This is a genomic window from Rhodococcus sp. JCM 9793 (assembly GCF_055380405.1).
The window spans coordinates 4,127,588-4,140,471 of the sequence record NZ_AP043721.1; the positions used below are offsets into that span (position 1 = coordinate 4,127,588).

A 12,884-nucleotide genomic window follows, 5' to 3' on the forward strand; every position below is an offset into this window, starting at 1 on the left:
CATCGGTGTGGGGGCCGGGCCCACTCGACCCTGGCACGATCTATGATTCCTGTCACAGAAACCTCTCGATACCCCCGGAAAGGGGTGGCCGACCGTGTCTACCGCTGCCTCATCCCTGCTTCGCCCCCGAGACGGCGACGCACTGCGGAGCGAGCTGCGCCGAACCGCCTCTCACGCGCAAGTTCCCGTTGTCTTCGCAGGTGAGGTGAAGAGCGGGCACTTGCATCTCAGCGAGTTCCTCGGCACCCGGACGAACGGTCTGGCGGGAGTGGTCGTGCCGCCGCGCGCAGGTCTCGGCGGCCGCGCCCTCGACGAGGCACGTCCGGTGACCGTCGCCGACTACGGAAGCGCGTCGTCGATCACCCATCACTTCGACCGTCCGGTACTCGGTGAGGGGCTGCGCTCGATCCTGGCGGTGCCGGTCGTGGTCGGCGGTGCTGCCCGTGCGGTGCTGTACGGCGCGGTGCGCGAGCGAATCCGATTCGGAGATCGGGCCGTGAGCGCATTCGTTCACGCTGCGACCCGGCTGGCGAACGAGATCACGGTGCGCGACGAAGTGGACCGGCGGATCGCGATGCTCGGCTATCTCACCTCCGACACGACAGATCCGATCGCCACCACCGAAATGCGGGAGGTGCACGCGGAGTTGCGCACGCTGGCGCAGAACATCGACGATGCCGGGCTACAGCACAAGCTCAGAGCCCTGTCCGACCGTCTCGCGTCGGCACTCGTCGGGAAATCGCCGTCGGATACCGAGGTCACGCTCTCGACGCGAGAGACGGACGTCCTGTCCTACGTAGCGTTGGGCTGCACCAACGCCGAGATCGCCCGGCGCCTGGCGGTGGGATCCGAGACCGTCAAGAGCTACCTGCGCAGCACGATGAACAAACTCGATGTGCACTCCCGCCACGAAGCAGTCACCGTCGCGAGAAAGCTGGGTCTGCTGCCCTGAGGTCAGGCACCGTCCGACCGGTACTCGGGTGGCAGGGCCGCGAACATGTCGCGCGTGACGCCCACCGCGTTGTCCGAACTCCCACCGCGGACCACGAGTGTCGCGAAAGCGAGATCACCGCGGTAGCCGACGAACCACGAATGCGAGCCGCCCTCGACCTCGGCCTCACCCGTCTTGCCGTAGACGTCCCCCTGGTCGCGGATCCGGTCGGCGGTACCGCTCGTGATGACCAGGCGCATCATGCCGCGCAGTCCGTCGACCACCTCGGTGGCGATCGGGGGAGCCTCATCCTCCACAACCGTCTCCCGCCCCTGGATGAGATACGGGATCGGGGTATGCCCGCTCGACACCGTCGCCGCGGCGAGCGCCATCCCGAGCGGACTGACGACCACCCTGCCCTGCCCGAATCCGTCCTCGGTGCGCTCGACGAGATCCTCTGCGGGCGGAACGGATCCCGAGTCCGTCGGCATGCCCACCACGTCGTGACCGACACCGATACCGAACTGGGCGGCAGCGACGGTGAGCGCGTCAGGCTCCATCTCGGACGCGAGCTTGGCGAATGTCGTGTTGCACGAGCGCGCGAACGCAGTGGCCATCGAGACCGTGCCCAGCGCGAACTCGTTGTAGTTGGGAACGCTGCGCTCACCGATCGTGATGCGACCGGGGCACGGCACCATCGTCTCCGGGGTTGCGAGCCCGTTCGCGATCGCCGCACCCGAGGTGATGATCTTGAAAGTGGAGCCTGGTGGATACTGCCCCATCAGCGCGACCGGGCCGTCCTTGTCAGCCGCCTCGTTCTGTGCGACCGCGAGCACAGCACCCGTCGAGGCCTCGATGACGACCATCATCGCCTGCTCCGTACGGCCGTCCACCGCCGCTTGAGCAGCGACCTGGATCGGGCGGTCGAGGCTGATCGAGAACGACGGCACCGGTTGCGGCGCGGTCTCCGTGAGGACACCGGTTTCGACGCCGTACTGGTTGACGAGCACCACGCTCCAGCCGGCGGTGCCGTCGACCTGATCGATGACGGTCTTCTTGACCTGACCGATCAGATCCGGGGCGAAGGTCCGGTCGGTCGCGATCATGTCGGCCTGTTCGGTGACGACGACACCCGGAATCGACGACAGTGCGCCGGCGACGAGGTCGTAGTCATCCTGGCGAAGACGCACGACCGCGCGCGGCCCGTCGGCTGCGGTGACGGACTCGGCGATCGACTGGGCCGTCAGGGACTTGTCGAACTGCGAGAGTATGGTCGACAGCGACCGGGCGGCAGCCGGAATATCAGGGCTCCGGGATGCGTCGAACGCGATGCCGTACACGATGCCCGGCACGAGTACGTCACTTCCTGCGTGCTCGTTGACCCGGGCCCGCGGCGCAGGATCGCTCCGCAAGTACATCGTCTGCCGATCACCGAGCTGCGGGTGCACGGCGGATTTGGACCAGCGCACCACCCAGTCCTCGCCGCTGCGACCCATGTGCAACTGACCGGTGTACTGCCACACCCGATCCCTGGGGAGTCGCCATTCGTAGCTGTAGTCGACGACGGCGGAGTCACCGTCGAGCCGGGCCCCCGTTGTCGTTGCCGTCAACGACTCCGCCTGCAGGCCGTCCCAGACCTCCACAAGCGAGGCCTCGGCGTCGTCCGGCCGGTCGGTGCGGGTGGCCGCCGCCGCAAAGTCCTGCTCGGCGAAGGAATTCAGGAACAGTTGGGCCGCCGGCTCCGGACCTGCCGCACGCGGTGTGCAGGCGGCGACGAGCCCGAGGAGCATCAGCATCGCCGTGACGGCTGCTGCGGATCTCCCCGCGACACGGCACGACGGAACGGATCGAGGTCTCATCGCCGCCATCGTAAGCGGTCGACACCCGAATCCGGCTCAGGCGCCGCGTCAGTCCAGGAGCACAGTGGAGAATGTCGCGACCTGGCGGAACCCTGCACGCGCGTAGGCGGCTCGGGCTCGGACGTTGAAACTGTTGACATACAGGCTCGGGAGACGACCGCTCGCGGTGACTGCGACAGCGACCGCGGCGGTGCCTGCGGTGCCGAGGCCCTGACCGCGTATCTCCGGGTCCACCCAGACACCTTGGATCTGTCCCACGGTCGACGACACCGATCCGACCTCGGCCTTGAACACGACCCGGCCGCGTTCGAATCGCGCCCACGCCCGTCCGGCAGCGATGAGGCTCGCGACTCGGCGCCGGTAGCTCGCTCCCCCGTCGCCGGACCGGGGATCGATTCCGACCTCCTCGATGAACATGGCGATCGCGGCGGGCAGATACCGGTCGAGTTCCTCCGGCCGGACGCGCCGCACACGTGAGTCGGGTTCGATGAGGGGTTCACGGTCGAGGACGAGCAGCGGTTGCTCCGCGCGCACTTCGCGCGGCGGACCCCACGTCGATTCGAGCAGTTCCCACATCGGGAGTGCGTACTCGGCGCGGCCCACCACCGAGGAGCACAGCCGTGGGCCGCGCATGGCCCGTTCGGCGAAAGCGTGGATGTCGTCCGGATCACCCAGGAGCGGAATCAGGTTCGCACCCGAGAAGCACAACGATTGGTCGGGGCCACCACGACTCCACATCTCGCCGCCGAAGGAACGGTGGTCGAGTCCGTACTCCTCCACACGCCCGGCGACCATGCACGATGCCACGGGGTCTCGGGCGAGCACCCGTTGCACCGCGACCGTGTCGCGGCCTCCCAGCGACCGGACACCAAGAAGCTTGAGCACTCGCTCACCACCCGTCGACAAGCCGATACGAAATCAGAGTGCCATGTGTCACGCCGTCGGGGAAATCGTGTCTCATTCCACGGGCCCGAGAGCACTACAGGCGCCTCACACGACCCATCGGCATCAGGAGACGGACACGGTCGGCGATCCTGCTCCGGTGTCTTCCATCTCTTCCGCGATCCGCATCGCTTCTTCGATGAGTGTTTCGACGATCTGCGCCTCGGGCACGGTCTTGATCACCTTTCCCTTGACGAAGATCTGGCCCTTGCCGTTTCCGGAGGCGACGCCGAGATCGGCCTCACGGGCCTCGCCGGGACCATTGACGACGCAGCCCATCACCGCGACACGCAGTGGGACCTCCATACCTTCGAGGCCCGCGGTAACTTCGTCGGCGAGCTTGTAGACGTCGACCTGGGCGCGACCGCACGACGGGCACGAAACGATCTCGAGTTTGCGCGGTCGTAGATTCAGCGACTGGAGGATCTGACTCCCGACCTTGATCTCCTCGGCGGGCGGGGCAGACAACGACACTCGAATCGTGTCGCCGATGCCTTGCGACAACAACGCACCGAACGCGACGGCCGACTTGATGGTGCCCTGGAATGCCGGGCCCGCCTCGGTGACACCGAGATGGAGCGGGTAGTCGGACTGCGCGGCCAGCTGCCGGTAGGCCTCGACCATGACGACGGGGTCGTTGTGCTTGACGGAGATCTTGATGTCGCCGAAGCCGTGTTCCTCGAACAGGCCCGCCTCCCACAACGCCGATTCTACGAGCGCCTCAGGAGTGGCCTTGCCGTACTTGGCCATGATGCGCGGGTCGAGGGAACCCGCGTTGACACCGATGCGGATCGGGATTCCCGCGTCGCCGGCTGCCTTGGCAACCTCCTTGACGCGGCCGTCGAACTCCTTGATGTTGCCCGGGTTGACGCGGACCGCCGCGCAGCCGGCGTCGATCGCCGCAAAAATGTAGCGCGGCTGGAAGTGGATGTCGGCGATGACCGGGATCTGGCTCTTCTTCGCGATCGCGGACAGCGCGTCGGCGTCTTCCTGGCGCGGGCACGCGACACGGACCATGTCGCAGCCCGCGGCGGTGAGCTCTGCGATCTGCTGCAGGGTCGCGTTGATGTCGTGGGTCTTCGTGGTGCACATCGACTGCACCGAGATGGGATGGTCGCTTCCGACGCCCACGCCACCGACCACGAGCTGTCGCGTTTGACGTCGAGGCGCGAGGACGGCGGGGATCTCGGGCATGCCCAAGCCGACGGGGCTGGTCACAGTTCGCCTTCTTTCGTAGCTACTGCGCGATTCTACCGGCGCAGGTCAGAACAGCTGGATGGGGTTGATGATGTCTGCTGTGAGAGTGAGCACCATGAACGCACCGCCGATGACCACCGCGACATAGGTCAACGGCAGCAGCTTCATGTAGTCGACGGGCGCACCGATCGGCATGCCGCGCAGACCGCGGACCCAGTTGCGGATCTTCTCGTAGATCGCGACGGCCATGTGCCCGCCGTCGAGCGGAAGCAGGGGCACCAGGTTGAAGGCGCCGAGGAAGAAGTTCAGCTGCGCGAGCAGCAGGACGAACGACTCCCAAATTCCGCGTTCGGCGAACTGTCCACCGATGACGCTGGCGCCGACGACGCTCACGGGGGTGTCGATGGACCGTTCCCCGCCCGTCACCGCGGTCCACAGGTCGGCGACCTTGCTCGGCAACGACACCAAGGCTTCGGCGGTGCGCGCCGCGAGGAATCCGGTGAACTCGAAGGTGGCCGGCACCGCCGATAGCGGGGTGTACTCGAGGACGGTCGGCTCGCCGCCGACGCCGATCGCGCCGACTTCCTTCGACACGGGCTCTGCGTCCGGGTCGGTGCGGTCGAGGACCCAGCGCTGCACCGGCTGCACCGTGACGGGAACGGTGATGGTCTCGTCGCCGCGTTCGACGGTGAACTCAGCCGTACCCGTCAAGGACTGTGTCTCCGTGACCAGATCGCCGAAGGTTTCGACCGGGGTGCCGTCGACTGCCACGATCACATCGCCGACCTCGATGCCCGCCTGCTGAGCGGGACCAGTCCCCGAGCACTCGGCGGGCGTGTATTCCGGTGGCCCCGCCTGACTCGGCGCGGCACAGTCCAGCGCCCCGACCACAGCGCGGTTGTCGGTGTTGGGGAGCCCTCCGGTCACGGCCAGCCCGTAGACGAGCACGATGCCGAGCAGGAAGTTCATGGCGATACCGCCGGACATGACGACCAGGCGTTTCCACGTCTTCTGCTTGTACATCGCGCGGTCGTACTCGTCGGGCTCGAGCTCGTCGAGCGCGGTCATTCCGGCGATGTCGCAGAACCCGCCGGCGGGGATGGCCTTGAGTCCGTATTCGGTCTCGCCGCGGCGGAACGAGAACACTTTCGGTCCGAACCCGATGTAGTAGCGCCGGACCTTCATGCCGAGCTTCTGTGCGGTCCACATGTGACCGGCCTCGTGCAAGGCAATGGAGACGGCGATGCCGAGGGCGAAGAGCACGACGCCCAAAACGAACAGCATGTGTGGCCGATCCTCCTACTTGACGAGTGTGCGGGCCCGCTCACGGGCCCAGCTGTCGGCAGCGAGCACATCGTCAACGGTAGCGGGTTCGGCCGACCACTGATCGGCGTCGCTCAGCACCGACTCCACAGTACCGACGATTCGCGGGAACGAGAGCGCACCGCCGAGGAACGCCTCGGCGGCCACCTCGTTGGCCGCGTTGTACACCGCAGTCAGGCAACCGCCACCCCGTCCGGCCGCACGCGCGAGTTCGATAGCAGGAAACACGTCGTTGTCGACGGGCTCGAAATGCCATGTGGACGCCGTAGCGAAGTCGAGCGCCTCGGCGGCGTCCGGGACCCGGTTCGGCCATCCGAGGGCAAGTGCGATCGGCAGTTTCATCGACGGTGGCGACGCCTGCGCGAGGGTGGAACCATCGACGAACGTGACCATCGAGTGCACGATCGACTGCGGGTGCACAGTCACGTCGATGCGGTCGTAGTCGATCCCGAACAGCAGGTGGGTTTCGATCAGCTCGAGGCCCTTGTTGACGAGGGAGGCCGAGTTCAGCGTGTTCATCGGTCCCATCGACCACGTCGGGTGGGCGCCCGCCTGCTCCGGGGTCACCGAGTCGAGTTGCGCGGCCGTCCAGCCGCGGAACGGTCCGCCCGACGCGGTGAGCACGAGCCGCGCGACCTCGTCGCCGGTGCCTCCGCGTAGACATTGCGCGAGCGCGGAATGTTCGGAATCGACGGGCACGATCTGCCCGGGCGCTGCCGCCGCGGTCACGAGTCCCCCGCCCGCAACGAGTGATTCCTTGTTGGCGAGTGCCAGTCGTGCACCGGTCGCGAGGGCAGCGAGGGTCGGTTCGAGCCCGAGCGAACCGACCAATGCGTTGAGGACGACGTCCGCTCCGGTTTCCTGCACTAGCCGGGTGACCGCATCCGGTCCACTCCGGACAGGGAGGTCGAGTCGGGATGCCGCGGCGGGATCGGCGACCGCGACATCGGTGACACCGGTCGTGCTGATCTGTTCCTGCAGCAGGCCGATATTCCCTCCGCCCGCCGCGAGGCCGACGACCTCGAACTTGTCGGGGTTCGCGGCGATCACCTCGAGCGCCTGGGTTCCGATGGAGCCGGTGCTGCCGAGAAGCAGCACCCGCGTGCGGTCAAAGGTTTCTGTGTCGGCCACGCACACATTGTCCCTGATGCGGCCGAGTGTTTCGTGAAGCGGTGGCGGACCGGGACGAATCCGACGCGCGCAGCGCGGCCCCCACTTCATACGACGGGCGGTCGTATGTCACGATTAGCGGCAACACCAGCATCTGGCGAGCAGGAGGAACAACGGTGGCCGGTACCGAGTTGCAGTCCACTCACGTCGACACGGCAGAAGTGCCGTCGGCCGAGTGGGGATGGAGCGGTGAAGCTCCGCGGCTGTTCCGCTTCCTGGGTTGGTTCTTCGCAGCGTTTCTGCTGCTGATGATGATCGGCAACCACAGCGGCCTGGTCGAGGACCTGTACCTGATCGGCTTCGCGGCCGCGATCGTCTTCCTCCTGGTTCGCGACATCGTCCGGCGCCGCAAGCCCCGGTAGATCCGCGGATCCGTCCGAGAAGGACGCACACACGAACACCCGAGAGTGCACGAACGCGCACCTCGGGTGTCGTCGTATTCGGGACCGGCCCCTCCCCCGATCCCGCTGTCAGTGCCCGGACCATTCGGGCGCGCGCCGCTCCGCGAACGCCCTCGGTCCTTCCTGTGCGTCGTCGCTGGTATAGCAATATTCGGACGCGTGCCGCGCGGCCTGTAGGGCGGCCGATCGGCCCATTTCCGTGGCGAGCATCACCGTCTCCCGCGCCGCTCTGACCGACAGCGGCGCGCCGGCGAGAATCTCGCGTGCGAGTTCGAGTGAAGCGTCGAGCAACGCGGGTGGATCCGCGATCCGGTTGACGAGTCCGATCTCGTAGGCGCGCTGCGCCGTGATGGGTTTACCGGTGAGCAGGATCTCCATCATGATCCGCTGCGGGATCATATGGATCAGGGGCGATGCCCACGGTGAGCTCCTGCCCACCTTCACCTCGGTCACCGCGAATGTGGCGGTGGTGCTCGCGACAGCCAGGTCGCAGGACTGGGCGAGGAGCCATCCCCCGGCGAACGCGGCGCCGTTGACCGCCGCGATGGTCGGTTTGGTCAGCTCGACGTTGTCGTACGGCACGGGGATCAGATCGCGGGGCGGCACCCGCATCCCGGTCTGCACCATTTCCTTGAGATCGCCGCCGGCGCAGAACGCCCTGTCGCCCGCTCCGGTCAGAATCGCGACGCGCAGCGCGGGGTCGGATTCGAACCGTTCCCACGCGGCGTACAGGCCCTCGCGGACATCCTTGGCGAGGCAATTGCGCGCCTCGGGGCGGTTGAGTGTGATGATCGCGATACCGTCCTCGCGGGCATCGAACAATACGGCGTCGCTCATTTCAGAAGCCTCGCTGCTCGATCGTGTGGGCGTCACGCGCCAGGTGTTCTCTGAAGTCGGGGTGGGCGATGGCGATCAGTCGCCGGGCCCGCTCAGCGAGCGAGCGACCGCGAAGATCCGCCGCACCGAACTCGGTGACGATCACGTCGACATCGCTGCGGGCCGTGGTGACCGGGCCCGACAACGTCGCAGTGATCCGGCTGATCGTGCCGGCCTTCGCGGTCGCAGGCAGGGCCATGATGGCGTGGCCTCCCGGCGACCGGGACCCCGCACGCACGAAATCCACCTGGCCGCCGGTCCCGCCGAGATAGGCCGCGCCGCTCTGCTCTGCATTGACCTGACCGGTCAGATCCACCTCCATCGCCGAATTGATGGTGACGAGCCGCTCCAACTGCGCGAGCACGACCGCGTCGTGGGTATACGCGGTGGGACACATTCTGATCTGCGGGTTGTCGTGCGCGAAATCGTAGAGGCGCCCGGTACCGATGAGCGCTCCGGTGATGGACACCCCCCGGTCGATTCGCTTGCGCGCGTTGGTCACCGCACCCGCTTCGACGAGATCGACGAGGCCGTCCCCGAGCATCCCCGAATGGACCCCGAGGTCCTTGCGATCCGACAGCAGCCGCAGCAGCGCGTCGGGGACCGCACCGACTCCCATCTGGATGACGGAACCGTCACCGATGTAGTCGGCGGCATGTCGCGCGATCGCCTCGTCGATGTCGCTGATCCGGGCCGGTGGCACCTCGACGGGCGGGCGCGAAGTGTGCACGGCGTAGTCGATCCTCGACTCGGGCAGCATCAGGCCTTGCGTGAACGGCACCTGGCTGTTGACTTCCGCGACCACGACCCGGGCCTTGCGCACCGCGGCCTGCACGTAGTCGCTGATGAGTCCGTAGCTGTGATTCCCGTCGGCATCGGCTTCGCTCACCTGGACGAAGGCCACGTCGCATCCGAGGATACCGGCCTCGATCATCGGCCCGACCTGGCTGACGTGGCACGGGATGACGTCGAGGCAATGCGCTTTCGTCATCGACCGCAGCGCGCCGATCGCGCCCATGCTCGACAGTCTGAAGCTGCCTGCCGTCTCGGGGCTGAAGATCCCGGAGAAGCTGGTCGCGACGAACACAGTGAGGTCGCCGATGTCGTTGCCCTGGGCGATCAAGGCCTCTATGAGGGTCGTAGGTTCGCCGCAGGCCTGCCCGATCACGATGCGGTCGCCGGGGCGCAGGAACTCGCGGACGTCGATGTCGGGTGCCGCCAGGACGTTCATGCGTCACGCTCGGTGGTTTCGTCCCGCACCGCGGCGGTGGTTTCGTCCCGCACCGCGGCGGTGTTTTCGTCCCGCACCGCGGCGGTGTTCCCGAGCCGCACCGCGGCGGTGTTCCCGAGCCGCACCGCGGCGGTGTTCCCGAGCCGCACCGCGGCGGGGACACGCAGGTCGTCGATGATCTCGTCGGTGTTCGCCCCGAGCCTGGGCGCGGGCCCCGAGATGCGTCCGGGTGTGCGCGAGAACCAGGCCGGGGGCCCAGGGAATCGGACCGTGCCGTAAGGCGATTCGACATCCTCGAAGAAGCCGACTTCCTCGAGGTGCGGGTTATCGAACAGCTCGTCGAGCGTTCGGACGGGTGCCGCCGGGATGTCATGGGAGCGAAGGAGATCGAGCCACTCCTGTGTCGTGCGTTCGAGGAAGGTGTCGCCGAGCAGCCGGTAGACCTCGTCGATGCGTGCGGCACGCTGAGCGAGCGTCGCGAAATGTTCTCCGGCCCAATGTGGTTTCACGGCCTCGACGAACGCGGTCCATTGTTTGTCGTTGTAGACGAGCGCCGCGATCCGACCGTCCTTGGTGCGGTACGGCTTCCGGTTGGGCGCCACCACGCGGGGATACACCGCGGGGCCCAACGGCGGCGTGAACATCGCCCCGTTGCCGTGTTCGACGAGCATGAAGGCCGCCATGGTCTCGAACATCGCGACCTCGACCTCTTGCCCCTCCCCCGTCCGTTCACGATGGAACAGCGCCATCATGGTGGCGTACAGGGCGGTCAGTCCGGCCACCTTGTCCGCGATGATGGTGCCGACATAGCCGGATTCGCCCGTCAACTGCTCCTGCACGGACGGCAGTCCGCATTCCGCCTGGATGGTGTCGTCGTATGCGGTGAGATTCGAGTCTGGACCGCCGCGGCCGTACCCGTAGCAATTCGTGTACACGATGGAGGGATTCAGCGCCGCGACCTCGTCGTACCCGAATCCGAGGTGGGCGATCGCGGTAGCGCGCATCGAGTGGATGAACACGTCGGCGTCGGCGATGAGTCCGCGCAGGGTCGCGGCACCCTCCTCGGATCGAAGATCGAGGACGACGCTGCGTTTACCCCGGTTGACATTGACGAACACACCGCCCATGCCCGGTTCCGGTCCTACCGAGATATACCGGGTGTTGTCGCCGGCGGGCGGTTCGATCTTGACGACGTCGGCTCCCATGTCGGCCATGATCTGGGTGCAGTAGGGACCCATCACCATCGCCGTCAGATCGACGACACGCACTCCGGACAAGGGACCTGGGTGTTTCATGGACAGAACCTCGCGGCGTCGGGTCGGAAGTCCCGGATGTGCATCCGTCCGGGTGGGCGCCAAACTATCAGATGAATCTTTACAAGGATAGTGGTATGACTGGTGGGTGGACGAAAACAATGCCATCCCGGGAACGATCGACAGAGTTCTCGATGCGGCGCTCGCGGAGCGCCCGAATGCGCCCGCAGTCGAAGCCGCCTCGGGCATCTGGTCGTACTCGGATCTCGACGACCAGGCCCGCCGGGCCGCCGGTGCCCTGTGGTCGCTCGGGGTGCGCCCCGGAGACCGGGTCGCAGCATGCCTCCCCAACGATCTGGACATCGTCGCGGCCTTCCACGGCACACAACGAATCGGAGCCGTCTGGGCCGGCATCGGCGAAGCCCTCCCCACCACCGAGCAGCAATACCTCCACGACCTCTGCACACCGACGGTTGCCCTCGCCGGTGAACACTGCAAGCTCACCACTCCGGGCCGAGTAGAACCGGACAGGTGGGACGAAGTGCTCGCCCGCGGGAACGATGCGCCCGCGCTCGACCTGGACGTCGATGCACCCGCCGGAATCGCGTTCACGAGTGGCACTTCCGGCAAGCCCAAGGCAGTGGTCCACAGCCAGCGCAATCTCCTGCTTCCGGGCGCGGTCCTGGTCGCCACCCGCGGGTACGGCCCGGATCTGCGCAAAGGCGACAGCTTCCCGTTCACGATCCTCAACCTCATGGTGCTGTCCACACTGCTCACTGCGCAGGCCGGCGGATGCGCAGTGGTGATGAACCGACGCGATCTCGAGGGCGTCTCCGAATGGATCACCACGAGGAAGGTCACAGTGTGGAACGGTGCTCCCGCTCAGATCTACGATCTCGTCGCGCGTCCCGACCTCGACCTCGGCTCCCTGAAGGAGGTCTGGAGCGGCGGCAGCGACACTCCCGATGCGTTGCGCCGAGCGTTCGCCGACGCACACCACCTGAACCCCCGCGTCACCTACGGCCTGACCGAGGCACCCACCGTCGTGTCGATCGATCCCGTCGGTGACGAGTGGCAGCCACGCTCCAGCGGAACAGTCCTACCGCACCTCGATGTCGCCGCCTACGACGACGCGGGTCGACGTCTCGCCCCGGGTGAACTAGGTGAACTGCGGCTGACCGCGGCGAGCAGCGGTCCGTGGGCGCACGTGTGGACACCGATGCTCGGATATCTCGAGGACGGTGCAGTTCGTCCGGCGGAGCCCGGACCCGTTGCCACCGGCGATATCGGAACCGTCGACGAGCACGGCAGCCTGACGGTGTTGGACCGCAAGAAACTCGTCATCATCCGGGGCAGCGCCAACGTGTACCCACTCGAGGTCGAGCGAGTCATCGGGAACCACCCCGACGTCACCAAGGTCGCCGTATATCCGGTCCCCGATGATCGGCTCGGGCAACGGGTCGCCGCGGTGATCGAAAGCCCGGTCGAGCAACCCGATTTCGATGCACTTACCGAACTCTGCCGGCGCGAACTCTCGCCGTACAAGGTTCCGGAGGTCTGGACCAGGGTCGACGCCCTGCCCGTCAACGCGATGGGCAAGATCCAGCGCGCCGGACTTCCCGAGCTGATCGACGCGCACCGTCGTTCCGGCGCGATCTGAAGGGTCCGCCCTCGGCCCCTGTCTCTGCAAGAATTCGTCAT

At 66.8% G+C, this 12,884-nt stretch carries 11 protein-coding genes; 3 read left to right on the plus strand and 8 right to left on the minus strand.

What is annotated here, in order from left to right; all coding sequences use genetic code 11:
- Positions 1 to 94 precede the first annotated feature (94 nt).
- Positions 95 to 952: a LuxR C-terminal-related transcriptional regulator gene (locus ACZ46K_RS21220; RefSeq protein WP_054807147.1), complete on the plus strand. Its 858-nt coding sequence runs from the start codon at positions 95 to 97 to the stop codon at positions 950 to 952.
- Between the two features lie 2 nt (positions 953 to 954).
- Here the strand turns inward: ACZ46K_RS21220 and ACZ46K_RS21225 are convergent, their stop codons facing one another.
- The 5 genes from ACZ46K_RS21225 to dxr form a co-directional block, all read right to left on the minus strand.
- On the minus strand, positions 955 to 2,790 hold the full coding sequence (locus ACZ46K_RS21225) for a penicillin-binding transpeptidase domain-containing protein (protein ID WP_464744619.1): 1,836 nt from the start codon (positions 2,788 to 2,790) through the stop codon (positions 955 to 957).
- A 48-nt stretch (positions 2,791 to 2,838) separates the two neighbouring features.
- Entirely contained in the window at positions 2,839 to 3,675 is an 837-nt protein-coding gene (locus tag ACZ46K_RS21230) for a GNAT family N-acetyltransferase (RefSeq protein WP_054807146.1), read from the minus strand.
- A gap of 123 nt (positions 3,676 to 3,798) precedes the next feature.
- Positions 3,799 to 4,950 (minus strand): flavodoxin-dependent (E)-4-hydroxy-3-methylbut-2-enyl-diphosphate synthase, encoded by a 1,152-nt coding sequence (ispG, locus tag ACZ46K_RS21235; RefSeq protein WP_464744621.1) that lies wholly within the window; start codon positions 4,948 to 4,950, stop codon positions 3,799 to 3,801.
- A 45-nt stretch (positions 4,951 to 4,995) separates the two neighbouring features.
- The gene (locus ACZ46K_RS21240) at positions 4,996 to 6,213 is read right to left on the minus strand and encodes a M50 family metallopeptidase (RefSeq protein WP_054807145.1); all 1,218 of its coding nucleotides are present in this window, start codon (positions 6,211 to 6,213) and stop codon (positions 4,996 to 4,998) included.
- A gap of 15 nt (positions 6,214 to 6,228) precedes the next feature.
- Positions 6,229 to 7,383: a 1-deoxy-D-xylulose-5-phosphate reductoisomerase gene (gene dxr / locus ACZ46K_RS21245; protein WP_464744623.1), complete on the minus strand. Its 1,155-nt coding sequence runs from the start codon at positions 7,381 to 7,383 to the stop codon at positions 6,229 to 6,231.
- Positions 7,384 to 7,538: 155 nt separating this feature from the next.
- Here dxr and ACZ46K_RS21250 point away from each other — a divergent pair, with 155 nt between their 5' ends.
- Entirely contained in the window at positions 7,539 to 7,784 is a 246-nt protein-coding gene (locus tag ACZ46K_RS21250) for a DUF2631 domain-containing protein (RefSeq protein ID WP_054807758.1), read from the plus strand.
- A 108-nt stretch (positions 7,785 to 7,892) separates the two neighbouring features.
- Here the strand turns inward: ACZ46K_RS21250 and ACZ46K_RS21255 are convergent, their stop codons facing one another.
- From ACZ46K_RS21255 to ACZ46K_RS21265, 3 genes are read right to left on the minus strand one after another with little or no spacing between them, the layout of a single operon-like run.
- On the minus strand, positions 7,893 to 8,660 hold the full coding sequence (locus ACZ46K_RS21255; RefSeq protein WP_464744625.1) for an enoyl-CoA hydratase/isomerase family protein: 768 nt from the start codon (positions 8,658 to 8,660) through the stop codon (positions 7,893 to 7,895).
- A 1-nt stretch (position 8,661) separates the two neighbouring features.
- Positions 8,662 to 9,930, minus strand: coding sequence for an acetyl-CoA hydrolase/transferase family protein (locus ACZ46K_RS21260; RefSeq protein WP_464744627.1), 1,269 nt, complete (start codon positions 9,928 to 9,930; stop codon positions 8,662 to 8,664).
- Complete coding sequence (locus tag ACZ46K_RS21265; RefSeq protein WP_464744629.1) at positions 9,927 to 11,225, minus strand: CaiB/BaiF CoA transferase family protein; 1,299 nt, start codon at positions 11,223 to 11,225, stop codon at positions 9,927 to 9,929. Before ACZ46K_RS21265 ends, ACZ46K_RS21260 begins: the two co-directional genes overlap by 4 nt.
- A 106-nt stretch (positions 11,226 to 11,331) precedes the next feature.
- On the opposite strand from ACZ46K_RS21265, the gene ACZ46K_RS21270 reads away from it, so the two are divergent.
- On the plus strand, positions 11,332 to 12,843 hold the full coding sequence (locus tag ACZ46K_RS21270) for a class I adenylate-forming enzyme family protein (protein WP_464744631.1): 1,512 nt from the start codon (positions 11,332 to 11,334) through the stop codon (positions 12,841 to 12,843).
- Positions 12,844 to 12,884 lie beyond the last annotated feature (41 nt).

Excerpts from the sequence above, each read along its gene's own strand:
- ACZ46K_RS21225 (WP_464744619.1), bottom strand. The coding sequence starts at position 2,790 with ATGAGACCTCGATCCGTTCCGTCGTGCCGTGTCGCGGGGAGATCCGCA.
- ACZ46K_RS21240 (WP_054807145.1), bottom strand. The coding sequence starts at position 6,213 with ATGCTGTTCGTTTTGGGCGTCGTGCTCTTCGCCCTCGGCATCGCCGTC.
- ACZ46K_RS21255 (WP_464744625.1), bottom strand. The coding sequence starts at position 8,660 with ATGAGCGACGCCGTATTGTTCGATGCCCGCGAGGACGGTATCGCGATC.
- ACZ46K_RS21260 (WP_464744627.1), bottom strand. The coding sequence starts at position 9,930 with ATGAACGTCCTGGCGGCACCCGACATCGACGTCCGCGAGTTCCTGCGC.
- ACZ46K_RS21265 (WP_464744629.1), bottom strand. The coding sequence starts at position 11,225 with ATGAAACACCCAGGTCCCTTGTCCGGAGTGCGTGTCGTCGATCTGACG.